The 23,136-nt window shown below is 62.7% G+C and carries 26 protein-coding genes; 3 read left to right on the top strand and 23 right to left on the bottom strand.

Features of this window, described 5'->3' with window-relative positions; all coding sequences use genetic code 11:
- Window positions 1-105 precede the first annotated feature (105 nt).
- From AC3WQZ_RS29190 to AC3WQZ_RS29170, 5 genes are all read right to left on the bottom strand, one after another.
- Window positions 106-2,433, bottom strand: coding sequence for an AAA family ATPase (locus AC3WQZ_RS29190; protein ID WP_058698138.1), 2,328 nt, complete (start codon window positions 2,431-2,433; stop codon window positions 106-108).
- Window positions 2,421-2,933 (bottom strand): hypothetical protein, encoded by a 513-nt coding sequence (locus AC3WQZ_RS29185; RefSeq protein ID WP_058698139.1) that lies wholly within the window; start codon window positions 2,931-2,933, stop codon window positions 2,421-2,423. The genes AC3WQZ_RS29190 and AC3WQZ_RS29185 overlap by 13 nt, the downstream gene beginning before the upstream one ends.
- Window positions 2,934-3,097: 164 nt before the next feature.
- The gene (locus AC3WQZ_RS29180) at window positions 3,098-4,510 is read right to left on the bottom strand and encodes a metallophosphoesterase family protein (RefSeq protein WP_058698140.1); all 1,413 of its coding nucleotides are present in this window, start codon (window positions 4,508-4,510) and stop codon (window positions 3,098-3,100) included.
- Window positions 4,511-4,616: 106 nt separating this feature from the next.
- Window positions 4,617-5,909, bottom strand: coding sequence for a recombination directionality factor (locus AC3WQZ_RS29175; protein WP_058698141.1), 1,293 nt, complete (start codon window positions 5,907-5,909; stop codon window positions 4,617-4,619).
- Window positions 5,858-6,097, bottom strand: coding sequence for a DUF7696 family protein (locus AC3WQZ_RS29170; protein WP_442875270.1), 240 nt, complete (start codon window positions 6,095-6,097; stop codon window positions 5,858-5,860). The genes AC3WQZ_RS29175 and AC3WQZ_RS29170 overlap by 52 nt, the downstream gene beginning before the upstream one ends.
- 714 nt (window positions 6,098-6,811) lie before the next feature.
- Here AC3WQZ_RS29170 and AC3WQZ_RS29165 point away from each other — a divergent pair.
- From AC3WQZ_RS29165 to AC3WQZ_RS29155, 3 genes are read left to right on the top strand one after another with little or no spacing between them, the layout of a single operon-like run.
- The gene (locus AC3WQZ_RS29165; protein WP_143010730.1) at window positions 6,812-7,417 is read left to right on the top strand and encodes a hypothetical protein; all 606 of its coding nucleotides are present in this window, start codon (window positions 6,812-6,814) and stop codon (window positions 7,415-7,417) included.
- A 15-nt stretch (window positions 7,418-7,432) separates the two neighbouring features.
- On the top strand, window positions 7,433-8,032 hold the full coding sequence (locus AC3WQZ_RS29160; protein WP_058698143.1) for a hypothetical protein: 600 nt from the start codon (window positions 7,433-7,435) through the stop codon (window positions 8,030-8,032).
- An 8-nt stretch (window positions 8,033-8,040) separates the two neighbouring features.
- Window positions 8,041-8,448: a bactofilin family protein gene (locus AC3WQZ_RS29155; protein ID WP_058698144.1), complete on the top strand. Its 408-nt coding sequence runs from the start codon at window positions 8,041-8,043 to the stop codon at window positions 8,446-8,448.
- Between the two features lie 109 nt (window positions 8,449-8,557).
- Here AC3WQZ_RS29155 and AC3WQZ_RS29150 read toward each other — a convergent pair whose 3' ends face one another.
- From AC3WQZ_RS29150 to AC3WQZ_RS29065, 18 genes are all read right to left on the bottom strand, one after another.
- Window positions 8,558-8,920, bottom strand: a complete 363-nt coding sequence (locus tag AC3WQZ_RS29150) for a hypothetical protein (RefSeq protein WP_058698145.1) — start codon at window positions 8,918-8,920, stop codon at window positions 8,558-8,560.
- Between the two features lie 328 nt (window positions 8,921-9,248).
- Window positions 9,249-10,415, bottom strand: coding sequence for a vWA domain-containing protein (locus AC3WQZ_RS29145; RefSeq protein ID WP_058698250.1), 1,167 nt, complete (start codon window positions 10,413-10,415; stop codon window positions 9,249-9,251).
- A 7-nt stretch (window positions 10,416-10,422) separates the two neighbouring features.
- On the bottom strand, window positions 10,423-11,340 hold the full coding sequence (locus AC3WQZ_RS29140; RefSeq protein WP_058698146.1) for a DUF3150 domain-containing protein: 918 nt from the start codon (window positions 11,338-11,340) through the stop codon (window positions 10,423-10,425).
- 107 nt (window positions 11,341-11,447) lie between these two features.
- Window positions 11,448-12,473, bottom strand: a complete 1,026-nt coding sequence (locus tag AC3WQZ_RS29135) for an ATP-binding protein (protein WP_058698147.1) — start codon at window positions 12,471-12,473, stop codon at window positions 11,448-11,450.
- A gap of 266 nt (window positions 12,474-12,739) precedes the next feature.
- On the bottom strand, window positions 12,740-14,299 hold the full coding sequence (locus AC3WQZ_RS29130) for a hypothetical protein (protein ID WP_058698148.1): 1,560 nt from the start codon (window positions 14,297-14,299) through the stop codon (window positions 12,740-12,742).
- 68 nt (window positions 14,300-14,367) lie between these two features.
- The gene (locus AC3WQZ_RS29125) at window positions 14,368-14,760 is read right to left on the bottom strand and encodes a hypothetical protein (RefSeq protein WP_058698149.1); all 393 of its coding nucleotides are present in this window, start codon (window positions 14,758-14,760) and stop codon (window positions 14,368-14,370) included.
- Window positions 14,761-15,025: 265 nt separating this feature from the next.
- Entirely contained in the window at window positions 15,026-15,496 is a 471-nt protein-coding gene (locus tag AC3WQZ_RS29120; RefSeq protein ID WP_081050302.1) for a hypothetical protein, read from the bottom strand.
- Window positions 15,497-15,505: 9 nt separating this feature from the next.
- Complete coding sequence (locus AC3WQZ_RS29115; RefSeq protein WP_058698150.1) at window positions 15,506-15,886, bottom strand: hypothetical protein; 381 nt, start codon at window positions 15,884-15,886, stop codon at window positions 15,506-15,508.
- 180 nt (window positions 15,887-16,066) lie between these two features.
- Window positions 16,067-16,471, bottom strand: coding sequence for a hypothetical protein (locus tag AC3WQZ_RS29110; RefSeq protein ID WP_058698151.1), 405 nt, complete (start codon window positions 16,469-16,471; stop codon window positions 16,067-16,069).
- Between the two features lie 85 nt (window positions 16,472-16,556).
- Window positions 16,557-17,030 carry an outer membrane lipoprotein gene (locus tag AC3WQZ_RS29105; protein WP_070940837.1) on the bottom strand — a complete coding sequence of 158 codons (474 nt, stop codon included), beginning with the start codon at window positions 17,028-17,030 and terminating at the stop codon, window positions 16,557-16,559.
- Between the two features lie 159 nt (window positions 17,031-17,189).
- Window positions 17,190-17,915 (bottom strand): hypothetical protein, encoded by a 726-nt coding sequence (locus AC3WQZ_RS29100; protein WP_116318648.1) that lies wholly within the window; start codon window positions 17,913-17,915, stop codon window positions 17,190-17,192.
- 173 nt (window positions 17,916-18,088) lie between these two features.
- Window positions 18,089-18,889: a PRTRC system ThiF family protein gene (locus AC3WQZ_RS29095; protein WP_058698153.1), complete on the bottom strand. Its 801-nt coding sequence runs from the start codon at window positions 18,887-18,889 to the stop codon at window positions 18,089-18,091.
- Window positions 18,886-19,527, bottom strand: a complete 642-nt coding sequence (locus tag AC3WQZ_RS29090; RefSeq protein ID WP_058698154.1) for a PRTRC system protein A — start codon at window positions 19,525-19,527, stop codon at window positions 18,886-18,888. Before AC3WQZ_RS29090 ends, AC3WQZ_RS29095 begins: the two co-directional genes overlap by 4 nt.
- Before the next feature lie 2 nt (window positions 19,528-19,529).
- Window positions 19,530-20,252: a PRTRC system protein B gene (locus tag AC3WQZ_RS29085; protein ID WP_058698155.1), complete on the bottom strand. Its 723-nt coding sequence runs from the start codon at window positions 20,250-20,252 to the stop codon at window positions 19,530-19,532.
- Between the two features lie 9 nt (window positions 20,253-20,261).
- Window positions 20,262-21,404: a PRTRC system protein F gene (locus AC3WQZ_RS29080; protein WP_081050303.1), complete on the bottom strand. Its 1,143-nt coding sequence runs from the start codon at window positions 21,402-21,404 to the stop codon at window positions 20,262-20,264.
- 93 nt (window positions 21,405-21,497) lie between these two features.
- Window positions 21,498-21,722: a PRTRC system protein C gene (locus AC3WQZ_RS29075; protein ID WP_058698157.1), complete on the bottom strand. Its 225-nt coding sequence runs from the start codon at window positions 21,720-21,722 to the stop codon at window positions 21,498-21,500.
- A gap of 11 nt (window positions 21,723-21,733) precedes the next feature.
- A complete protein-coding gene (locus AC3WQZ_RS29070) occupies window positions 21,734-22,174 on the bottom strand; it encodes a PRTRC system protein E (protein WP_058698158.1) in 441 nt (146 codons plus the stop codon).
- Window positions 22,175-22,236: 62 nt separating this feature from the next.
- A partial coding sequence (locus AC3WQZ_RS29065) for a PRTRC system ParB family protein (RefSeq protein ID WP_492301745.1) occupies window positions 22,237-23,136 on the bottom strand: 900 nt, incomplete at its 5' end.

Here is a 23,136-nt window from a genome sequence, read left to right as displayed (position 1 = left end):
ATGAAAGCTGGGCCCCTCACCCATGGTTGCTCCAGTTTTCTGTCAGAAGAAATGGAAAAGCCGGTCCCTTTCGGAACCGGCCATGGATTGAAATAGAGAAGGCGATTACGCCCCGGCAGCAAGCGCCGTGACGTCGATCATGCCATCGGCCTCATCAACCAGCTCCGGCGTCTGGGAGATGAAGAATTCCCGTTCATATCCGCCAACCCGCAACACTTCACGCTTCATCTTCATGAAGGCGCGCTTGCGCTCCGGATCCAGCGGACCGTCCGCTTCATCAGTGAACAGCGTCTGAAAGGACTGCCGCGCGTGTTGCGCCCGATACAGGGCGATACCGCGCGTCAGGCATTCGTTGATCCACACCTTCTGGCCGCCGCTGATCACGGAAAACTCCTTCGAGCTATCGTTATCGGCATCCAGTACCGCAATCGAGAACCCCTCCCGGGCTTCCCCGCTAGCCAGCGTCGTTTGCGTCCGGATCGCGATTGTGAATCGCGGCCCATAGCAGGCGAGCAGCAAGTCATTGACGATGCCGGTAATGGCTGGCCCCGCATCATCGATCGACAACGCGATCACGCCGTCGTTGCCGAGCCCCTTGCCGAGCAGCTTCCACTGCGCGATTTCGTCGGACAGGCGTTGCACCTGCGACTCAAGCCCCGGCAAACCACCAAGCTCCCGCTCGATCCGGTCACGTTCAGTGGCCAGCGCACTTTGACGGCGGATCAATGTTTCGATCTTGCCGTCGGCCGCGCTGACCCCTTCCCGGACGCCCGCAATGTCGCGGTCGAGGTCCGCAATCAGGCCCGTCACATCGGTTACGGCCAGCGTGTCAACCTCTCGTTGCATCACAGCCAGCTGGGATTCAACATCCTGGAGATCCCGGACGAGCCGGTCCTTCCGTTCAGTCTCCTCCTGCGCCAGGGCTGCCAGGTCGCCCCGTGCCTTCCCAAGCGCAGCGGCGGCGGTGTCAAGCAACGGTCTCTGAGCCGCCAGGGCAGTCAGGCGTTGAAGCTGCTGATTGTCTCGCGCGATGTCTCGCTGCAGGGATGCCACCGCTTCACGAGCCGCCGGCAGGCGCTGCAATGCCGCGTCCATTGGCCTCAGGGCTTCCTGCTTATCCCTGTAGCTGGTACGCAGATTGGTCACCACGATAGCCTGGGCTTCGTACTGGCCTTTGGCCTCGCGGGCTTGCGCAAGCAACGGACACTGGCTGTGCATTGGGTGGCCGCTGCAAGGCACGGTATCCATGACATCGGTCTGGGCCTTGAGGGTCCGCGCCAGCTGTGCCGCCACCGAGCCGCGCTGCTCCATCCCGCGCAGCTCACTTACCAGCCCCGCATGCCGCGTCGCAAGCGCTTCGACTTCGGCCAGCTCCCGCTGCCGTTCGGCAAGTTCCGCTTGCCGACGGCCAAGGGCCATCTGCACGCCATCTTGTTGCGCGCCCGCGGCGGTGATCGCCTCGGATTGCGCAAGGGTTGCCTGGCTCGTCGCCAGGGTATGCTCAAGGTCCCGCTGCCGCGCAGTCGCCTTCGCAATCGCCGTGCGATCGTCCATGGCAAGCTGCTGGCCACGTGCCATCAACTCCCGCTTGCGCTGATGCAACTCGCGCAACCGGGCTTCAGTGCCGGCCGATGCCGCCTGCTTGGCAGCCAGCGTGGCGCGTTCCTGCTCCAGCTTGCTGCCACGGTTGAGCCGCTCCGTACGATGCGTCCGCTCAGCAGCAAGGGCCTGGTCGATCTCCTGAATCTCCCTGGTCATCGCTGCCACGGTGTCGCGCTTGCCAGACAGCACAAGTACATCCCGCTGCAGCCCATCCAGAGCACGGCTCAGCGCCTTGGCCACGTCGCCCGCTTTCGCGGACAGCTCGCGCAGGTGATCGATCCCGAGCAGCTCGGCGAGCAGCTTCTTGATCTCGGCGGGCTGGTAGCTTGCCAGCGGCCGCCGGTTCTGCGCGGAAAACACACTGGTGAAGAAGGCTTCGGCCGATCCCAGAACCGAGTCAAGGCAGCGGCCGTACGTGTCGGCCTTGCCATCGGAAACGGTGCCGTCAGACAGTTGCACCGGGCTCCAGTCGCCCGTCGCGCTCTTCTCGAACAGGTAGTACTCCGCCTTGCGGCTCTTGCCCGGGTTGCGAAACGCGAATGCCGACCGGTAAACCTTGCCGCCGTGCTCCCATTCCAGGTCCTTCTCCGCGCGCGGGGCACAGAGGTGGTCCCAGTACGAGAAAGCGTCGGCCGACATCTTCGTTGCGTGGCTCGGCATGAGCGGATACGGATGCAGGTTGTCCATGATCGTGGTCTTGCCGGCGCCGTTGGGGCCGACAATTGCAATCAGGCCAGCCGGCAGATCGGTCAGATCCACCGTAACGCTGTCCCGGTGCATGCCATCGCGGATACCGTGGAAGCCGGCGAGGGTCAGTTTCAATGGGCGCATTCGAGGACCTCCGCGCCAAAGGAGTGGAGATAGTCAGACGGGAGCTCCATGGCGCCGCCATCAAACACCGGCATCTCGGCCGCGGCCGGCACATCCTGCTCCGGCTGGCCCGCGATTGCGCGTTCGACCGAACGCACCGCCGCCGCAAACTGAACTCCGGCCATTTGCAGAAGCGCCTTCCAGTCGTCCAGGCCTGTCATGGCCCTGAGCTCCAATGCGCTCCACTGTCCGGCAAAGCCGTTCGAAAAAGACCAGATAACGTCTTGCAGCTCCTTGGACGGTGCCACGGAGTACCAGGTGTTGCCACCGTCGGTGGCAATCGCCATGACCAGTATGTGATCGCGCTTGGCAATCACTGCGCCGCGGCCGCGGCCGAACGGCTCATACATCATGCATTGCGTGAACTGGTGGTTCTCGCACAACCGCTTGGCCAGATCCGTGCGGGTCATGGCACTTTCCTCAACATGGAGCCACTTCGGACCGGCGTGATAGAGAATCATGTTGCACTCCAGGGTAGGACGGAGCGCGCCCCGGACGGGAAGCACCACGTCTGGGTAGATAGAAAAGAAATGGATACTGCTGGTCGATGCGTCAACGACGCGGGTGAAACCGGGTTTCGACAGCCACTCACGGCTGTCGGAACAGGGCTCGCATGTTCAGAGGGTTAGGCGGGTTGCCCCGCGAACAGGTCATCGGTGAGCCAGTCCATACTTGACTGGTCGGCCAGCGGCGCCGACGCGAGAACCGCCACGGGGTCCGGGCTCGGGTCGGAGCGTTCAACACCGCTTGGTGTCACTTCCGCTCGGGGATGCTCATGCGCACCAGCCTCGCGCAGTTGGGCGAGCACGCCGTCCGCGATCGACTGTGCATCGAGCGTTTCCAGCATGGTCAAACGGTCTACCAACGGGGCAGTGTCAACGCCGGTCAGCTCACCCCAGCGGGAGAGCTTTTCCGGCAGACTGGCCGCCCGGCTGATGCCTTCAGCGCGGCTACGCACGGCCGGCAAGACGCGCGTCTCGATCTTGACCTCGGCGCTTTCTCCGAACAGCGCTAGAACCGCGTCACGGTCGACCAGTTGACGATGCTCCTCGTTGACCGTCCAACGAATGCGCACGAACTTCTCAGCGGCTTCCATGGCAATGTCGGCGAGCCTTGCCATGTCCGGCGGGCCATCGAAGTCCACACACACCGTCGCGCGTGCAGGCGTGGCCACCAACGAGGCCGTGGCATGTCCGGGGGTCACCTGCCACTGCAGGTATCCCTTCTCCCCGATCTCGCCGTAGTGGAATCGCCCGATGGAGCCGGGATATGCCACTACCCTGCCCTCCCGCTCCCATTGCTGAGCGCGGTGGATATGGCCAAGCATGAAGGCGTCACACTCGGCCTCGAACAGCGCGCCAATGGTGAACTCATGGTCGAAGCCGGCCATGGGTACGCCGTGCTCGGTCTGGCAGCCGTTCACCGTGCCGTGCGACACGCCGACCGTGCGCACGCCCCATGACCGCCATTGGCGATTGATAGCGCCAGCCGCGGCCAGGTAGTGGGCAAGCTGGTCGCCCACCGCCGTCGCTGCGTTGGCCACGCCGGCGGCAGCAGCCAGTACCGCCTTGTTGACGGTCGGCACGCAGGTGAAGACCACTTCGGGCATGCCGTGCTGGGCCATCAGCACGTCGATTTCCGCGGGCGAGAAAACCGGGCCGTCCGACGGTACAAACTGCCCCGCGCACAGCGCGACCTGATGGATGCGATCGGCTACGTATACGGGATGGTGCGCACCGATGAGTCGGAACAGGTCCAGCGTGCCCGGTGGCTCATGACTGTAAGTGCCCTGCAGGAGCAGGACGGGCATGTGGGCCGACAGCCGGTGAATCTGCCGTGCGAGCGCGGACAACGCTGGCGTGTGCGCGTCAAGACGATGATCGGTGGAATCTCCCGACACGACCCCGACGTGGCAGCCCGACGCAATCGCATCGTCGACCGCAAAGCCAAAGCAATGGTCCGCCTCGGCCAGATGGCTGGGCGAGTAGTGCAGGTCTGAGAAATGACCCAGACGCAGGCTTTCGCCTTCGTTGAGCATGGAACCTCCTATGGATAGGGAATGTGCCGCCGGATTGGCCAGCGAAGCGAAAGGAAGCATGGACACCATCGGGCGTCCATAAGTCGAGCCGGCACGCAGGCCAGGCTCAGGGAGAGATCTCGGCGGCGATAGCCTTCACCTGCTCGCGGTATGCGACCGGGTTATTCGCCAACGCAATGCGCATGTCGTTCACCACCTGCCGAACCGCTTCGGGCCGCTTCGTCCATCCGGCGCCAAAGCTGTTCTGCAGAAATACACGCAGATCCATGCGATCCTGCTCGTTGCCGAAGCCGAGGCGCCCGGCGAGCTCGTTGAACTCCGCGGCCAGGTCTTCATCGGCCGCGTGCTGGGCCTGCGCGTCGGGCAACGCACGCTCATCCTCTGGCGGAGAATCGCCTGAAGACTCACGCTGCTGCGACACTTCCGGTGTGCCCTCGAGCGCTGCGATCGCGTGTTGCGCGGCTTCGACATGCGCGAGCTCCGGCCGATCGGAGCCGTCAAGCAGCCCGGCCAGATCGAGATCCGCATCGAGGGTGATGAGCCACTGCATCTGCCGAACCGGCTTGCCGGATTCAGGCTCGATCCGGCTGATCTCGACCTCCTGCTTGCTCAGAAAGAACTGGACCCCGACCAGACGCCCACGTGCCAGCGCGACAGTCTGCATGGCCGCGTGCGCCTTCTGCAGGACATAAATTGACGTTGTCGGCAATTCGATCAAGCCCAGGCCCCGAGTGCTCGGAACTGCGAACAAGAACGAGGCAGACAGATTGCAGAAGCCTTGTTGGTACTGCGGGCAGCTGTGTGGATCGCACCGGCCGTCCGGGATAGCATCGTCCTGACGGAGGATGACAGGTCGACCACCCCACACGCGCTTCGCACGATTGGCTCGCGCATCGCGTTGCACCAGCGCGTAGGTCTTGCAGTAGCGCAAGCCGTCCGGTCCGTACTCCGAAAAGAACTGCCTGCCGCTGGCCGTGTACGTCACCAGCTCATTTGGCATGTTGCGCAGCCAGTCATCGAAGGCGAACACCACGGGGAAGCGCCATAGCTTCAGGCCATTGCCATCGCCGCGGTCTTCGCCGTAGCGCTGTAGGATGTCGTCGGCTACGGCAGGATTCGCGAAGTCCGATCCTCGACAGGTAAACCATGGCACGTTCTTCGGCACGAGGGCGTTGCGCAATTGGGTCTTGCGCTCGATCTGGATGCCGATCGACTCAAATGAATGCCCTTGGGCAAGCATCGCGTCATGGATTCGCACGGCTTCGGGATTCTCCCGGGCCTTGCGAGTCAGGACTTTGATTCCCGGCCGGATCTTGCCGATGATAGGCGGCCGCATGGGCCGCTCTTCTAGAAGGCTTCTCGGTCCGTCGAAGCCGCTGTAGGTAATGGGTGCATGCATGCGTTCATTCTCCTTTCTGAGAGAAATCGAACGACGTTCGCCCGGATGGACGCACCATGCTCCCGTAGGCGCAAGGCTGTGTCTGCCCCGCGCTGGGTCGTTACGGTGGAAAGGAAGGCCGCACGAGCGGCTTCCGGAAGACTTGCGACGTGTGCCGCCTCACAAAGGTTGCGCCAGGCTGCCGGCATGTCCTTGTACATCGGACGCCGACGAACCAGCATTGCCGCGATGGCGGCGGAAATCTCGGAATCGTGGTGCATGACATCTCCCCGAAACAGGCTTCTCACAAACAAAGAAAGCCCGCGTCCCGGATGCGCCGGAGAGCGAGCTTTGTTCGAGAGACCTGCATGCCACGCCCCTTCCGGGGGCGTGGCACTCAGGGAGCAGCGTGCTAATCGCCCGCCGCTCATGCTGAGGACGTAAAGTCGTCCTCGTGCAGCATGGTCACGCTGCACAACAACCCATTTCGCGAACCCACAGGTTCGGCCGCAGGTTCACGGATCGGCTCGACGTCAGCCGTTCTGCCTAGGAGGGGCCTGGAGAGAGACGCCACATGGTCCCAGGCTCGAACGGTGTCCAGCGTGCACTTATGAAGAGGCACAGCGAAAGACGCGTATTACGAGCTGATGAGGGAAGTGTTCGGCGAAAACACTTATCACAAGGAATATCCACACCGGTAGCCAGCCGGTCGGCGCGTGCGCAAATGGCACGACTTGGAGCAGAAGATGGACTCGCCAGGAGTCAGGGTCGATGCGTCAGTGACGCGAGGTGTGAGTGAATTGTGGCACATCAGCACCCGGAAAAAAGTCAGAAAGCTCGCCAATTATGTGTCGCTTTCTCCAGGCATCTGTGCAGCGTTGTGTCTCAGAATGCCTGCTGAGAGAGATCCCACCACATGGAACATGGCCGAACCTTCCCATCATCTGCCCGATGGCGAGCCGCATCCTATACCGCTGATATCGTCGCGGGACGCGCCTTCTGACACCACCGCATCCGACGCCGGACCCAAGCCCATCCGGCGGATGCTCAGCGAGGGACGCGTCGCAAAGATCGTTCCTCAAACGGACAGCGGCACAGAAGTGTCCTACTGCACCGACTTCGTACGGAACTTCCTGCGCAGCGACTACAACTTCATCACGTCGAAGTTCTCGGTGGCCAGCAAAGGCAAGATCCTCGCCCTGGACGAGGCCTTCCGAGCGGCGCAGGAATGGATGGACGCGAGGCTGCAATGGATTGAGCGGCAGCCAAGGCGCCATCTCAGCCTTAGATTCGACCAACGGCAGCTCGTGGTGACACACTCGCTAGCCGGACGGCTGATCCGACTGCTTAACCAGCACGACAGACTCTTCCACCGTGCGCTCGGGGCATACATGGCCCAGTCTATTACCGACGCTGAGAAGGACGAGGCGATTTTTGGCGCTGCCAGACAAATCCGTGCGATCCACCGGCTTTGCATCCCCGACAACGACTGCTTCTCCCCCGACGGAAAGCTGATCGATCAAGCCTGAAACCTGAAAGACAGTATGGACATCAACGAAATCGAACGCCTGCACGCGCACTATGCGGAGCCGCCCGTCACGATCGAACTGGCCCCGTCCGGTGCCGCCAGCCTTAGCGCCTCGTCGGCGCTGCCCCCAACTCACACGCCGTCCGGGAACGAGGCAGTGCCTGCCTGGGCGCGTATCAAGCCGATCCATTGGCGGGGCCTTGGCATTGTGCTGATTGCCGTTCTCGCCTTCGGCGGAGGTCGATGGCTCGCGTCGGGCGACACGCACAAGCGCCCCGAGTCGTCGACGGCTGCCGCTTTGCCAGCGGCCATTGGACCAGCCGAAGATGGCGGCCACGAATGGCCCGCGTCGCAGCCAAGCGTCGCGCAGCCAGCCGCTGCTGAGCCCACGCCTGTCCCCTCGCCGTCAGCTGCGCCGGCCGTGTCCGCGCCCGCGCCTGCGGCGAGCTCAGCAGCCGCTGCCGAGAACCGGGCGAAGCCCCAAGCGCCCAAGGCGCAAGTCCCGAAGCAGAACATGGCTGCGCCGGCGCCCACCAGGCTGCAACCGGCCTCCCCCCCACAGACCGCGCAGGTAACCCCGGCATCCAGCCGCGGAAACGAGATCAAACTGTTCTGATTCCCGACATGACCCAGCAAAGAACCTTCAGTTTGATTCAGGCAGGACTCAGTATCCACGGGCACGTGGCCTGCGATCACGGCGTTAGCTGCTTTGGCCTGGTCGATGGCGATTTGCGTTCATCCCGAGGCTTGGTCCATATCGGTGCGGAAGGGCTGATTCGCGGCACCGTTGAAGGCGATCACGTGCTGATCGATGGCACCGTCGAGGGAGATGTGGCGGCCCGGATTTCCTTGCATATCAATGGCCGCGTGAAAGGCCGGATTGCCTATGCCGGTACCATCCGGCTTGGTAGCTCTGCAGCCCTGGAGGGGACTATCTCGCGGATTCCCGCTCTCACCTATGGCGACGGTCCGGAGGCGACAATCACAGCCGCCGCGCCGACGGCGGAGGCCGAGCCGGCGGTAAAAGTATGAGCATGCTCAAAGCAATTTTCCGGAAAGCTCGCACATAAACGGCGTCTTTCTGCCAAAACCGGTAAAGAACAAGGGCCCGACACGCAGACGCGTTGGGCCCTTTCCTTTCTCATTCGCGCAGTTCTCGCATGCTCACCATCTCTTCGATAGTAAAGAGATTTCGGACCGTGATCCACGGTCCCCGGTAGCCTGGCTCGTCAATGAAGGCCACAAGCGGCACGCGGCCGTCAATGATGCATTGAAACGTCCTGGCGCCATGCGCCGAGTCTTCGATCGCGTATTGCTTGCCGTGGCGCAATTCGAACGCGACATTGCCTTGCGGCAATCGCATGCCCGCCACCGCAGATTGCACCGGCATTGCAACAATCGGGAGCCAGTCGTCAAACGGCAAGAAATTTCCGTTGCGGACAACTGAAAACCACTCGTCGACACGCAGCGCCATGCCATGCTTCGGCAGGCGGTCGACGTCCATCACAAGAAGCTGGGGCTCCAAAGCTCGCTCTTCTGGCGTCCCATGCCGGCAACACGCGCGCCGCCTTTGGCAACGGTCCAGCCGCTCACTGCGACTGGCACCTGCCGTTGTTTCGGCTACGCGAATAGTCCGACCACATGCTTCGGATTGGGCAATGCTTGCTGACATAGGAATCCAAAAAAGAAAAGCGCCGGGGCTGGAGCCTGCTACGACCACTTCGGTATCCACCATCGGCACGTCTGTGGCTCGCTTGAGGGGTTACATGAGTTGACAGCTCAGTAGTGACTTCGTTCCGCAGATAGTGCCCCGGCCGTAGCCAGGGCTTGGGTCAAACGATGACCTCTACGCATTCACCGAAAGGTGGTGCGGCGATGCGATCCAACGGCGTGACTGAAGCCCAGAGGGCTGGATAGGCAGGCGCCGCGGCAGGGAATGGACCGTACAGGTCGGTGAGGTAGACAAGGAAAGCGGGCTCGATGCCCTCCTGCTCCAGCCATACGAATGGCGGCTTAAAGCTGGTCCCCCCGCCGCCCTTCAACGGCCGGAGATCAACCACCTCGTCACGCTCGAAGATCTGGACCTGCGTGACCCGCGTATCGCAATCGATAACGATGAGCCGGGCCGGCTGCAGGTGTTGGTGCACCGCAATAATCTCCGCCGCAAACTGCCGCTGCGTCTCGTCAAACACCGAGCCGCTGGAGTCTCTGACGAACACCGCGTCTCCGACCGCTTCCGAGTACAACGACGGCAGGTAGAGACCCAGATGCGCATAGCGACGGTTGGGCACCTTCCAGCTGTAGTCTGACCTGGCCGCCTGGGCGGCGAAGCGGTGCAGCACCGCTCGCCAATCGACGGACGGACGTAGCGCGGCTTCCACCAGGTGCTCAAGGTCGCCAGGCAACGCGCCGCGCATCTTGGCCGCTTTCGCAGCCTGATTCACAGCTACGCGCCATTCGCCCTCTACCGCCGGCCGGTCGGCGCCCGTGTATTGCCGCACCTCGCCACATCCTGTCGACGGTGGTGCTGGCTGCTGGCCACTGGCTTGCGGTGACGGTTCAGTTCCCGAGCCGCTGCCAGCCTCGGCATCCGGCTGCTGCGACGATTCTTCCTGTCGCAGCATCGCGTAGATTTCCTCCGCCGACTTGCCCAGGTATCGCCCATCCAGCAAGACGCCCTGAGGCAGCTTGAACTGGGCGTTGAGCACCAGCGGGTTCACCGCGTAGTCACACGCGCGGTTCCACCGCTCCTGATCCCGCGCCCCCATGCGCCAACAATGGCCATTGGCCACGTGGAGCACTTCGTGCGCGAGGACGCCCCGCAGCTCGAGGTCATCCAGGGACGCGACATACGCTGGGTTGTAGCCCAGGCGCACGCCATCGACCCACAGGCTCTGGCAGGCAGGATCCTCAACGAGGGCCAGACGCAGGGCCAGCGCACCGAAGAACGGTTGCGATAGCACCAGCGCCGCGCGTTGCTTCACGATTCGCGCATGCATGGCAACCTCACGCAGCAAGCAATTGCAGCATGGGCATGTCGCTCTGCTCGCGCGTCATCGCCGGCGGCGGGCCACCCATGAATGCGGCCATCTGCGCTTCGATTTCCATCGCGCGCTCAGCCACATTCAGCCGCAGCAGCGGGTCATCCTTCAGCTGCGCTCCGGTGTAGCAGGCAAGCTGGTCCTGGGTCGTGGCGAGGAGGTCCGCGAGCACGGGGTCTTCGGAGAAGTTCAGCTTCGGCAGTAGCGTGCTCAGCTCGCGCACCTTGTCGGCCACGTCAAGCCGCACGTTGCCCTCCCCGTACAGGCGGTTGGCGAAGTGTTGCACGGCCTCATACAGACGGCCGACCAGGTCATTGTTGGCCGTTTTCACAGCTCCCATGACCCGCGCATCCATCTCATCGCGGATGCCTTGCAGCACGTCGGGAGGCAGATCGATGCCGAACTGGCTAGCATCGGGGAAAGGCAGCACGGAGAAGCGGATACCGAACTTCTTGCGCAGCTCTGCCTCGGTCGGATAATCCGCCTCGTCGAAGAGACCGTTGAGCGCGACGCGCGCTTCGTCCTTCAGACGAGGATAGTCGGCCAGAAACTGTGCCTTGGCGCCGTCAAACTCGTCCCGCAGGGCACGCAGCTTCTCCGCGACCTCCATATAGACAGTTGTCGGCAGCAGACGCACGCCCAGCTGATCGTAGTCCAGTGAGTGGCTATCGAACAGCGAGCGTGCACGATTGCCGATGGCGCAGACCTCCTTGTAGGACGTTGCACCGTCGGTCAGTAGCCGCTTGTTGAAGCGACCAATGTCCTTGGCCTCGTGCTTAGCCTCCACCTCCTGCGTGGCACGGGTGTCGAAACGACGCGCGCGCCAGAGCGAGATGTTGAGGGTCGAGAGCATGACGCGAGACGTCAGATTGGTAATGTTCATGATGAATCCTCACTGGGATGTGCCGCAAAGCGGCAGCGAAAAGAAAAGGCCGACTCGGGAAGACCCGAGCCGGCCGGCAGATGTGGTGCTGTTGCAGAAATGCGGCTTTACTGGCCGCGGATGTGAGCCCCGATCGGGCCGCCCTGCGCCACGATGAATGCAGGGGTACTGGCGATCGACGCATCGCGCTCCACGGCGTCCCGCACAAGGAGCACGGCAAACTCGCCGAGCCCCGCTTCGTGGAGCCGATTCGCATAGACCATCACGCGATCGAAGTTGTTGGCGTTGGCCAGGCGCGCGAGCGCCGTGGCAATGCCGTACTGCACCGCGATATCGGTCGGGATCGGTGCGGTAGCGGGCGCCGCGAGCACGCCATCCGGAGACGGCATCTCGCGGAAGAGGCGCTTGAACGAGACAAACTCCGTTGCAGCACCCTCCCCGACCGCGCCGGCGAAGGCCACGTGCTCGAGCTCGGCAGGGACCACCTTCGACAGCTTGCCGACCATTCCCCAGCTTCGGGGGCTGGGAAGGTTCTCGATTTCGCGAGTCCTGTTCTCAGACAGCAGCAAATCGGGCTTGAAGCGTAAGAACGCGATCAGCTCCGGCGGTTGGTTCGTTGCCACCGCCCAGCGCGTCCAGTCCTCGACCGAAGTCGTCAGTTCCACGATGGTCGCGAAGCGTGACTTCAGCGGATCCAGGATGTTTGAAACGCCGGCATTGTCGACGCGGCGATTGGTCGCTGCAACGAAGGTGACATACGGCGGCAAAGCATGCTCGCCGATCCGGCGGGCCAGCAGCAGTTGCATCTTGGCGGCCTGAACGGCAGGCGTGGCCTGGCCCAGGTCGTCGATAAACCAGACCAGCGGACGCCTGGCACCCAGCGCGCGCTCCAGATCCCCGAAGGGCAGGAAGCGTGCGTGGGCGCCGTCCGATGACGGGAAGGGCAAGCCCTTCGAATCGGTCGGATCTTCGACTACGGGGTGGGAGATAAGCAGGTCGTGTCCAGCATCCATAGCGGCCCCGGCGACAATATCGCTCTTGCCGATGCCGGGAGCGCCCGTGACGAGGACCGGCAACGTGGCCGGAATGCAGGCGGCGAGCAGCTTTTGCAGTTGGGGGGGATTCAGTTCCATGGGATTCCTTACGGAGATCCCACAGGCCCGTCCGCACAGGGAGCGGTCCCTGTGGGAAGGTTCAAGAGATGGGCCGGCATGCCGGCGGTGGGTCGATGCGTCAGAGACGCGGGTAAAACTGTGTTTGGACTGATTCGGTTCAGTGCGAACACAGCTTGCGGTTGAGAAAGACTAACCTGCGACGCGATGCTCGGCGCCGGCGAAAGCTCACACTTATGCTATGTGTTTCCAGGAAAATCCCCCGGCCCGTAGGCCAGGGGTAATAGTCAAGCTGCAAGGGCGACTGGCGCGTTGGTCTGCGCGATCACTGCCTTGGCATATGCCAGCGTGCCGTCCTTGGCGCGCAGGCGTCGCGACATGCTGCGGCGCGGATCGCGGATGCGATACTCGCGCGCCCTGCCGCGCGGCACGTCGACGATCTCCGAGAAGCCCTCGGCGATGCAAAAGTCCACGTACTCGCGGCCATTGAGCACCTTCCCGGTCTCAAGCCGCCAGCTGGACGCCTCAGCACGCCTGCGCGCATCCTCGAAGTCCTGCACCGCGAGCCGGTTGGCTTTCGCGGCTGCCGCCTGCTGCTCCCAGCGTTGTTGCTCCGTCGGTGAGAAGCCGCACATCTCAAAGATGCGCTGGCGACGAACCGACGCGGTGCATTGCAGTAGGTCCACTTCGAGCTCTTCGCGCAAGGCACGCTTGGAGTCGACGTTCCAGTCCTTCGGATTGTCGAAGATGTGCAGAAGCGTGGCCACGTCCCGCTGGAGGACCGCCAGTGCAACCTTGTTGGGCCAGTCGAAGCTGGTCGACACGCGAGCATGCACTGCCCGCGTAGCAATATCATCGAAATGCCGCTGGCTGATCTCCAACACTTCGCGCTGCGCTTTCGCCTTATCCATCTTCGCATGGAACTGCCGCTGCGAGATGAGGTGATGAATTCGCGAGGCGAGCGCAGAGACGGGCGCTGCGGCCTGCCCCTCTTCCGGGCGCGCCACAGGGGTGGGCCGCGGTGCTAGTACGCCAGCCTCGTACAAGGCGTCGTCCACGTGCACATCGGTGCCGTCGGCAGGGACGCGTCGAGCGATCGCCAGGAGCTTCGGCGCGTTTTGCGGCGAGATAGCGATCTTCTCGAGTCGCAGGAGACGGCAGAGCGCCCGCAGGTGATGGGCCGGCAGCGCGCCACGCAGTGCAGGCACAGCGATCAGCGGCTGCAGCCAGTCCAGGTCGGACTGCCCGAAGCGCGGATTGTCGCGGTACGTGTTCAGCACACAATCACGAATCTTTTCGCCTCGCAAGAGCGCGTACGCGACGTGCACTTCATGACGGGCGTTCGGGATCTGAGCTGGGTCGTACAACGGCCCGTTGGTGCCATAGCCAAAACGCCGGACAAATTCGGACTGCACGTATTGCGCAATGTCGAAGGGCCCCGACTCCTCGAAGAGATCCGCTGTCTGGAACAGCGGTCCGGCCGCGCCTGGTGACAGGTCGATGGCTTCCTCCGGAAAGTAGGCCAAGCGGCCCGCCGCCAGCACGGCACCCCAGGACGCGCGGCTCATTTCCTGCGGACGCAGGATCTTTCCGCACACACGCACGATGAAGCGATCCACCTCATCGATGACCCGCGCGATAATCGAACGGGCGCTTCCGGCAGGACGAACGCCGAGCTTGCCATGCGACAGGCGCACAACGGGGATGTTACTGCCCTCCACGTGGCGCACTGCGATCTCTTCGAAGCGCGGCTGGGCCGTCTCGCTTCGGTCGTCGTTAAGCAGATGCAGCACGCCGGCGAGCGTCGTGCGAGTTTCGGCTCGCTGGCCGAGGGTAATGACGTACATGATGTGCTCCAAGACGGAGCACGCCCCTTCGGGGACGTGCCCCGAAAGGGTTGGAATGGGATGTAGCGCTAAGCGAAGGCGGCCATGCTCGGGGTCGGACGGGACCGGCTGCCGACGATGCGGGCAGCCCCCAGCTGCGACAGCAGCGCGGGACACGTAATGCGCCAGATGGCGCCGCCCTGGCCACAGCCTTCGATACCGCGGCCTGTGTCCGCGAACCTGCCGGTGGCAAGCAACGCCGCTTTCAAGTCCGCGGGGAGGTTCCAGTCGGCCGCCACGCAGAATTCGCCGGCGAGCAATGGCGCCTCCGGCAAGTTCACGCTGAGCGAGGCATAGGGCATGCCATCGTCAGCGCAGACCAGTCGCAGTGCCGGGCGCAGGTTCGAGTCATAAAGGCCGACGCGCAACAGCACGCCGGCAGGATAGCTGGCCGAGCCAGCGCCATAGACGATGTCGTCCATTGGGGGATACTCCTTTGGGAGGGAGCCGCCCCATCGGGACGACGCCCGTGTGGGTCTGGAAATGAAATCGCACCCCTTGTATGGAGTGCGTTCATGCGGTGAGCCGATTGGATCGGCGTTTTCGGCCTTGCGACGCGCAGATGGCTGGGCGTGGACGAAACGGCGCTTAGTCCTTGTGTACACGACGACCGTTTCGGTCTGCCCAGAGCAGGAAGACCGAGATGGCACCGCCGAGAATCAATACAAAAAGGCCGAGAGTCATAACTCAATCTCCTTTGGAAAGAACTGCGCCTACGAGAAATAGTACAGCGCCAACGCCGACGAGGCTAAGAACGTCGGTTAGGGCGACCAGCATCCATACATTGCTATACCCTACGTAAACGCTGGCGCCGATGAGCGCAGCGGCTGACAGCGTGTGTGCAAAGCGGCCAGACTGCTGCCGCTGATCCTTGGTTGGCGCCGTAACAGCCTTCCAAGCTTGCTCCAGTAGCCTTTGCCGATGCCGACGCGAGCGGTCAAGCTGGTAGACACCATCTTCAACCGGCTGCAGCGGATAGCGATACCCGTCCTCATGTGCGACGAGGGCATGCCCATCACATGCAGCCCTGGCTCGCTGTACATGCTCAAGCAATTGTGAGGGTAGCGTCACGAGCTCAGACATCGGCTCGAACTGCGCCTGACCGTTTATCTCCTCGCCTGCCGTCGATGTGAATGTGACCTTAATAGGAGTCGTCATGATGATCCCTCAGCTGCGCCGACCGGCAACCACGCGAAGCGTGGTCAGCAGATTGGTATAGCCATCATCGGTGGAGAGCGAAGGCAAGTGGATGGCGTTGTTGCGGCCACCGCTGAGGTCATTGCGACCGCGGCACGTCCGGTAGGACATACGAATGCCTTCGGCGCCTGGCGGATGCTGGATCTCGAGCAGCAACGATTCCGTCTGAAGCGCGAACACGGCCACCGCGCGCCGGCGTTGCCGATGCTCGCGGATCGTGTAATCGCGTGGGCGCAAGGACATGTCACCGGCAAAGCGGCGCAGCATGCGGCATGCGTCGCGACGCAGCGCCTGGCATGCTGCCGGATTGCCGGGAGCGTGGGGACGAAGAAAAGACTTGGGAAGCTTCATGGATATCCTCGAATCAGATGGGGACATCCCCTCCCTTGTCGGGACGAGTGTCCCGCAATGGGTTGGTCCGGAGTTGCCGGACAGTGGGTCGATGCGTCGATAACGCGGGTGAAAGCGACTTGCCGAACCCCGAGGGGTTGGGCAAGCCCTCTCGGGCTTGCGAATGGATAGGCCCGGATATCAGGCAATATCGAACATCTTGGTGATCGCCCTGACGGTGGCCCAAGCTTGGCGCTCGGACAGCGTCTTGCCGACCAACAGTTTCTGGGCAGTGGTGACCAGGTTGGACGCATCGCCGGTATAACCGACGCGGTCAACGAAGACCGCCCACCCTTCCGACCAGCCGCGATGCACGGAGACGGCAAGCCGTTCACGCGCACCGAACTGGGGCCACTGACGGGACGACTTCGGACCGTACAAGGCTTCGTTGTCGTCATCCATGAAGTTGGCAGCATTGAGCCATTCCGGCTCGAGCCCAGCACTGCACAGTTGACGACGGATGGCATCCGCGACTTCAAAGATGTATTTCCCTTTCGTTTCGGTGGGGATGATGGTGATAGGAGAGGCTTGTGCAACGTCGAACATGGTGAACTCCAGTTCGCGACAAAGCCCCCCGTGCGGGAGGCCCGCGAGGCAAGGGTGAAACAGATAAGGCTACGACTGGAGCCCGTTAGCGAGTCAGGCGAAGACCGCCGGCACCCGAGACAAGGTACAGCTGCTCGCCGGTGACGAACTGCTGATCGGCATCCTGGGTGACAACGATCTGCCGGCCGTTGTCCGTGCGGACAATGACCTCAACGCCATTGCGGCGGCTCAGATGGTTGGCTGCCGTCTGCACGATCACCGCGGAGACGCTGCCCGACAAGGCGCCAGCCAGATAACGACCGTTGCCGTTGCCAATGACGCGAGCGCCAAGGACCGCGCCGACAACGGCACCAAGAACGCCAGGCACGCCGGTGTTTGCGGACATCAATCCGTCGCTGTCGACAATCGTGACGGGACGGACCCGGAGGACGGTGACGGTTTCGGCACTACCACGGCGCAGCGCTTCGGAACCCCGATAGGTGTTCGGCGAAGTCGGCTGTGCAGCGCAGCCGGTGAAAATGGCGCAGCAAAGGAAAAGCAGGAAGAATCGCTTGAACATGATGGCCTCAAGAAAAATCGGCCAACATGCCCACGGGCAGGAAGGCCCGTAGGGGAGAGAAGAGATGTCCGGCTATACAACCGGAAGGGGTCGATGCGTCTGAGACGCGGTAGGTGCCGCAATGGTAGCAGGGTCGGCGCCGAATGTGGAGAGGTCCGGCTACGCCACACCGCCGAGCTCGCGAGCGAGACCATGCAGAACGGTTTCTGCAAACATCTCGCGCGAAAGCCTCGATGGCTCGCCGCCGTCTTCTGCTGCGACAAGCGACAACAAAGCGTCTACGACGTTGAGCCACGGTCCACTGCGCACGCGCACAGCATCGCCATCCGAAACGGGTGTTGCATGCTGCGCGCGCGACGCTGTCGCCTCGAAACCTGATAGATCGAACTTGGACCGCCCGTCTCTGCGCTCTTCACAGAAACACGCCAGAAGAAATTCGGCGTGGTGCTCCACCGACTGGCCATTCGCCCATGCGAGTTCCTGGATCCACGCCCGCACACTTGGTCGCAGGTGAAGTTGCAGGTAGCTACCCGCAAGCCAGTTCTGCACGTTCGGATCGTCCGCGTAGTCCGCGAACTGCCAACACCAGCTATCGCCGATTGCGTAGAGGTGCTGTTCCTTGCCGTCCACCACGGCGATCGAGGGACGAAACCATTCAACTTGCTGATTTTCGTCGAAGAGGAACGCCTGCCGGCGCTCCACGTAGACAAGGTTCGGCATGACCGCACACAGTCCGTCGCCGTCTTCGCGTGTGAACATAGGGACCGGAAAGCCGTTCCACATCGTGCCATTCCAGCAGGCGCCGACCGCGGTGTTGTCTGGCAGCCAGCTCCCGGTCACGAAGATGCGACGATAAGCGCGCAGCGTGTTTGAAGAATTGCTCATGAAGTGCTCCAAGGTAAGAGATGGAGCACGCCCGCAGGGCTAGTGCCCCAACGGGTTGATGAAGGTGGTTCGCGCCAGCGGCGCGAGTGTTACGTTCAAACGGGCCCCAGGTTAATGCAACCGGAACTCGCCGATGAAAGAAGCCATTCCCAAGGAAAGCGGGGATGGCGGGCTCAAACGGCTTGGCGCGGGGCGGGTTTCGCACGCCGCTTCGGCTCGGGGAGGTGATACCCGAATCGTTCCCAAGCCTGGGGATCCACTGGCAGCGGATTCGTGCGACCCACCGCCAGATTCACAAACGCGCCGCAGTACTGCAAGGTACCCGTGCGAAACAGCGTCCACAGCAGGTTGTACGCTTGCACCGCCATCGCCTGATTGATGACCAGCGACTGCTTGCTAAGTGCTTCGGCCATGGAGCACGACGGAGCCGTGTCCTTCTTGTCCCCCTTCGGGTCCAACAGCTCCGGAAAGAGATCGCCCACGTGAGGCAGGCGCTCAGCGGCCTTGCCGCGAACCTGGCCGAGGATGACCTGGCCACTGTCCGACTCGTTGCCGCAGTCAAGATAGTAGCCACCGATCCCCCGGCTCATCGCGCCCAGGATGGCCTTGCGAGCCTTCCGTGTGTCGACGCAGCCGACCACCATGTCGCAGGTAAAGCGATCCCGGCTACCAACGCGACAGACGCGCGCTTCCCAGCGCGTTCCCATCAGATTGTTGAGCCGGTTGACCAGCAAAGTCGCCTTGGGCTGACCGACGTCCACGGGATAGAAGCCCTGACGGCCGACATTGGTCTCGCTGACCGTATCATCATCGTAGACCGTGCACTCGATGCCACCGGGGTGGCCCAGTTCGAGCATGGCGTGATGCAGCCGCGCCAGATTGGGTAGCAAGGCGCTGCCGGTACCGCCAGCACCGACGACGACGACATTCCAGGCGCGCCGGGTCATGATCTCCGGAATACGATGCTCGATCATGCCAATACCTCCAAGGACGCCGCCGCATACCACTCTGCCGGCACCGTCTCGATGACCTCGAAGATTCCCTTGGCACAAAGCCGGAGGGCCAAAGAAGGCACAGCCGCGGCGCAGTTGCCCAACACAAACGCAAACTTCACGTCGTGCCGGTCGTCTTCATCGTCCGTGGGCGAGAAGAATGCAGGTGATCGGCCATGGGAATGGCAGTCCACCACCAGCACGTCACCGTCTGCCAACACTGGCCGGTCATACTTCAGGTGACCCGCACTGTGCTCGAGGATCTGCACCGGAACCAGCCTGAAGGCAGGGTCCTTGGTATTCCACACCACCCACGCACCCGTTTCCTTGGGATACGCGGCGCGCGCCAATTCGGCAAACTCGCCGATCAATCGTGCGGGAATGCGGCCGCACAGTAGATCCGTCTCTTCGCTCGCGTTGCCATACGGGATAGCCGTGCGATGCTGAAAACCGCCAAGCCGGCGAACGACCCTTAGCCAAGGGCGCGTGATCTCGAGGAACACGCCGTTGGCTGCGATGAGCAGCCGTTCCCCCGCCCGGGTCATGGGTTCGAGCCTGGAAAGGCGCGGAACCATGATGGACGGGAAGGATTGTTGCAGGGTCACATCGGCAGGATGCATGATCAATTGTCCAATTTGCCGGCGATCAGATCGGCCAGCGTATGTTTCATGGGGATGAAAACCTGCCTCGGGTAGTCCGGGAACTTCCCATCAAGCATGTCCTTCCAGAAGGCGTAGGCGCCGCGCTTGTACTTCACGCGCTGGCCGCCGTGGTTGGGATGGGTAAATGCCGAGTTGAAGAACCCGGATTCCCAGCCTGCAATGGAGGTGACGTCGATCTGCCTTGGCACATGTGCGCTCCCAATGCAGATCTTCCCGTTGTCCCACGTGTTGAAGTAAGGCGGCTCGTAAAGCACCGTTGCCGGCACCGGCCGCTCCTGCCCGGGCAGTGCGAAGACACGGAACCCCGTGTGCGACGCCTGGAAGACGAGGGCCGGATGCGGCACCACGGCGCTGCACTCGCCAAGCTCCATGCAGTTGAAAAAGACGCGCCGACGGTCTGCCGGACACCACCACGTCACCGCGGCGGGGCTGATCGACAGCACATTGGGCGTCAGGAATTCGCCCTTTGGCAACGAGGCCTCGGCGACCTGGCGCACCGCTTGAATCAGCGCCAGCCGATTGAGCGGCGTGCCGGCCCCGATCACGGGGCGGCCGCTGTTTCCGTCCGGCTCGATTCGATGCGCGGTGGCATACGAAAAGTCTCCGACAGCGCGGCCATAAAGCAAAATGGCCCCTTGCAGGGCCACATCATGCGACCGCGAAGCGGTCAGGATCTCGGCCATGGGGCCCTCCTATGAAGAAATGAGTGTGAGCACGCGGTCAAGCGCGCCGATGATTTGCAGCATGTCTGCCAGATCGCGGAACTGCTGGCGAATCGCGGCGGCATCGTCTGCAAGAGGAATGAAACACTGGAACATCGTGGCGTCGCCAGCGTTGTTCAGGCATTCATAGTGGTCGTCCAGGATCTCCGACACATAGTCACTGGGACGATAGGCGATGGTCGCGGCCGAATAGGCCGGCTCTGCCCATTGGGCGCCGGCGATGGCCGACTGCTCCCCCGCCCTCGCCAGCAGCAGCCGAAGGTCGGCGAGCGCCGTACAAAACTCGCCCAGCCACCCACTATGCATGCGCGCCAGAGCGCGCAAGTTGCGCGGACCCAGCTCACGCAGATGCGCGGAAGCTGCGTCGACTTGCGCATACCTTGGCAGGGTGTCGTCCGGTGCAAGCTCGGCGCGCACCACCGACGGCAGATAGCGCTCGATGTCGGCATCCTCGCCACCGAAGTTCTCCTTGAGGAACTCCCGGGCGTTCTCGTCGTCGGCCAGGGTCGCGTCGTAATCCCAGTGCCAGCGGGCGAACTGGTCCAGCAGCATGTCAGGCGTACGAACGAACAGCGACTTGCCGCACGCGGCATTGATCAGGTTCATTGCCGTGAAGAGCAACGACGGGTGTGCCGCACGCATGGCGTGCGCCCGCGCTTCCCCGATCGCATACACCTCCTCGCCGGGCAGTTCGATGGCCAGGTAGAGCGGCGCTTCCAGCCCGTCTTCCCAGCCGAACTGCATGACCTGGTCCATGGCGGCGCCGCGATCGAATAATTTCGCGCCGAACTGCAATCGCTGACACGCTGGGATTCGTTTTCCCAGCCATGCGAACATGGCCTGCGCGAAAGCATCCCCCGCACTGGTCGGGTTCAACACATCACTGGCCCGAAGGATGCCGGCCGCAAATTGCGCCAGCACCAGATCTGTAACCTCTAACTCATCGCCATAGGTGAGGCGCGCAGTGGCTGGAACAGAGCCTGGAAGCTTCGGCAGTGTCAGAAAATCATGGGCAGGTCGACGTCCGGCAGTGGAATGCTGTCGGTGTGGCGTCCATGCGGGTTGCTGTCCCGGATGGATGTCAGGAACAAACGAGCGAGGATCGAACAACATTGTTGGGTCTCCTCAGAATGTATAAAAACCGCCCTTTCGGGCGGCTCCTTGTTGATGGAGGCAAACTGACCCGTAGACAGTGCCTTCATGAGGTCAGATTTGCGCATGAGCGCCCTTTGCGCCGGCAGCGCGGACGAACGTGTAGCGCGCGACTTCCCCCTTGTGCTCCGGGCCATCCACTGCGGCAGTGGTCAGCTCGGGGTACTGGGCGGAATAGACGTCGCGCACCTGCTGGGGCGTGAACTGCGGACCGGGGTCCATCAGCGTCATGCCGTTATAGGAGAACTCGCGCGTGAGCTTCTTAACCTCGAGTGCCATGCCAGTCTCCTTTACAGCAGCGATGCGAGGTCGGTGCCGGCCGTCTTGGCCGCGCCGTCGTTCGCCGTTGCCTGCGCGCCAACACTGCCTTCCGGCTTGTCGTTGTCATCGTCCTCCTCGGACGTTTCGGATGCCGTCGGCGCCGCCGCCGTGGTCAGGGCCTTCGTGGCTTTGGTCGACTGCGAGGTCTTGGCCGCCTCCAGGATGGACCTGGTGGCCTCGACCTGCTCAGCCAGCGACTGACGCGCAGCGCTGACTCCTGCAATCGCGGCGGCGAAACCTTCATCAAGCTCCGCCGGTGTCGCCGACAGCGCCAAGGGGGTGCTCAGCGCAGCATCCGCAGCGTCCTTGACAACGGGCACGACAACGACAGACATAGTGTCGCCTTGCGTAGTGAGCGTGACGACGACCTTTTCGCTCGCGCGAACGAGCGCAGCCAATTCAGTGAACATAGTGAATCCTTGGGAAATGAATGAGGCGGAGGACGCCCTGGCGCCTCCGATTGGAAAGAAGCTTAGTAGCCGAGGACCTTGGGGACCTTGCCGGTGTAGTCGAAGCCGTCGACGGACAGAAGTCCAGCAACAACTTCAGCCTTTGATTTGCCGAACAGCTTGGCAAAGCCATCTCCCAGCACCTTGCGGATGCCAAGTTCGTCAGCCAGGACCTTCATCTCGGACTTGGTCAGCATCTCCAGGAAGTCCTGCGATTTCTGCAGGTTCCAGTGATCGCGCAGGTCGAGCTTGTGGTACCGGCACAGTTCCCGGAGGTTGTTCACCTCCATGCCGTCGATTGCCGCCACCGTCATGCCGATCGTCAGCTGCTGGCGACGGCCCGCGTCCATGGCATGGACGGCCGTGAGACAACCTTGCAGGGTCGAGGACGACTTCTGCTCGGTGAGCTTCTCGAAGAACTTGCCCATCACGTCGCCGCCAATGTTGCGCGACAGACCGTTCAGGGCGACGGCCAGCAGGTAGGCATTGGCCTGTTCAGCGTTCTGCGCAACTTCCTTGCGCAGCGCCTTGCGCCAGAGCTCGGTGCGGTACTGCTTCACCCTCTCCGACTCGCTGATCACCGTGGCCGGCTTCTCGGCAGCCGCGGACGACTTGTCGCCCTTCGTTGCCGCAGCCGTCTTGCCGGCGGTCTGCTTGACAGCAGGCGCCTTGGCCGCATCACGCTCCGCCTTGATTCGGGCCGCTACCTTCTTCTGATTGCATGCCGTGTCGAAGCACTGGCCGCTATAGACCTTGCCCATGGAATCCGGCAGACCGCTGACCGCGGCACCGAAGTTCTGGCAGGCATGGCAAGCTTTGGCCTGTTCCTCACCGACCCCGGTTGGTCCATCCACCTTCAGCTGAATGCGGGTATGGTTGTCGCCGGACCGGATGATGCGCACGATCGGATACTCTTCCTTGAG

Source organism: Cupriavidus sp. FW305-26 (assembly GCF_058787975.1).
The sequence above is the reverse complement of the archived record's forward strand: the minus strand, read 5'-3'. Positions and strand labels throughout refer to the sequence as shown.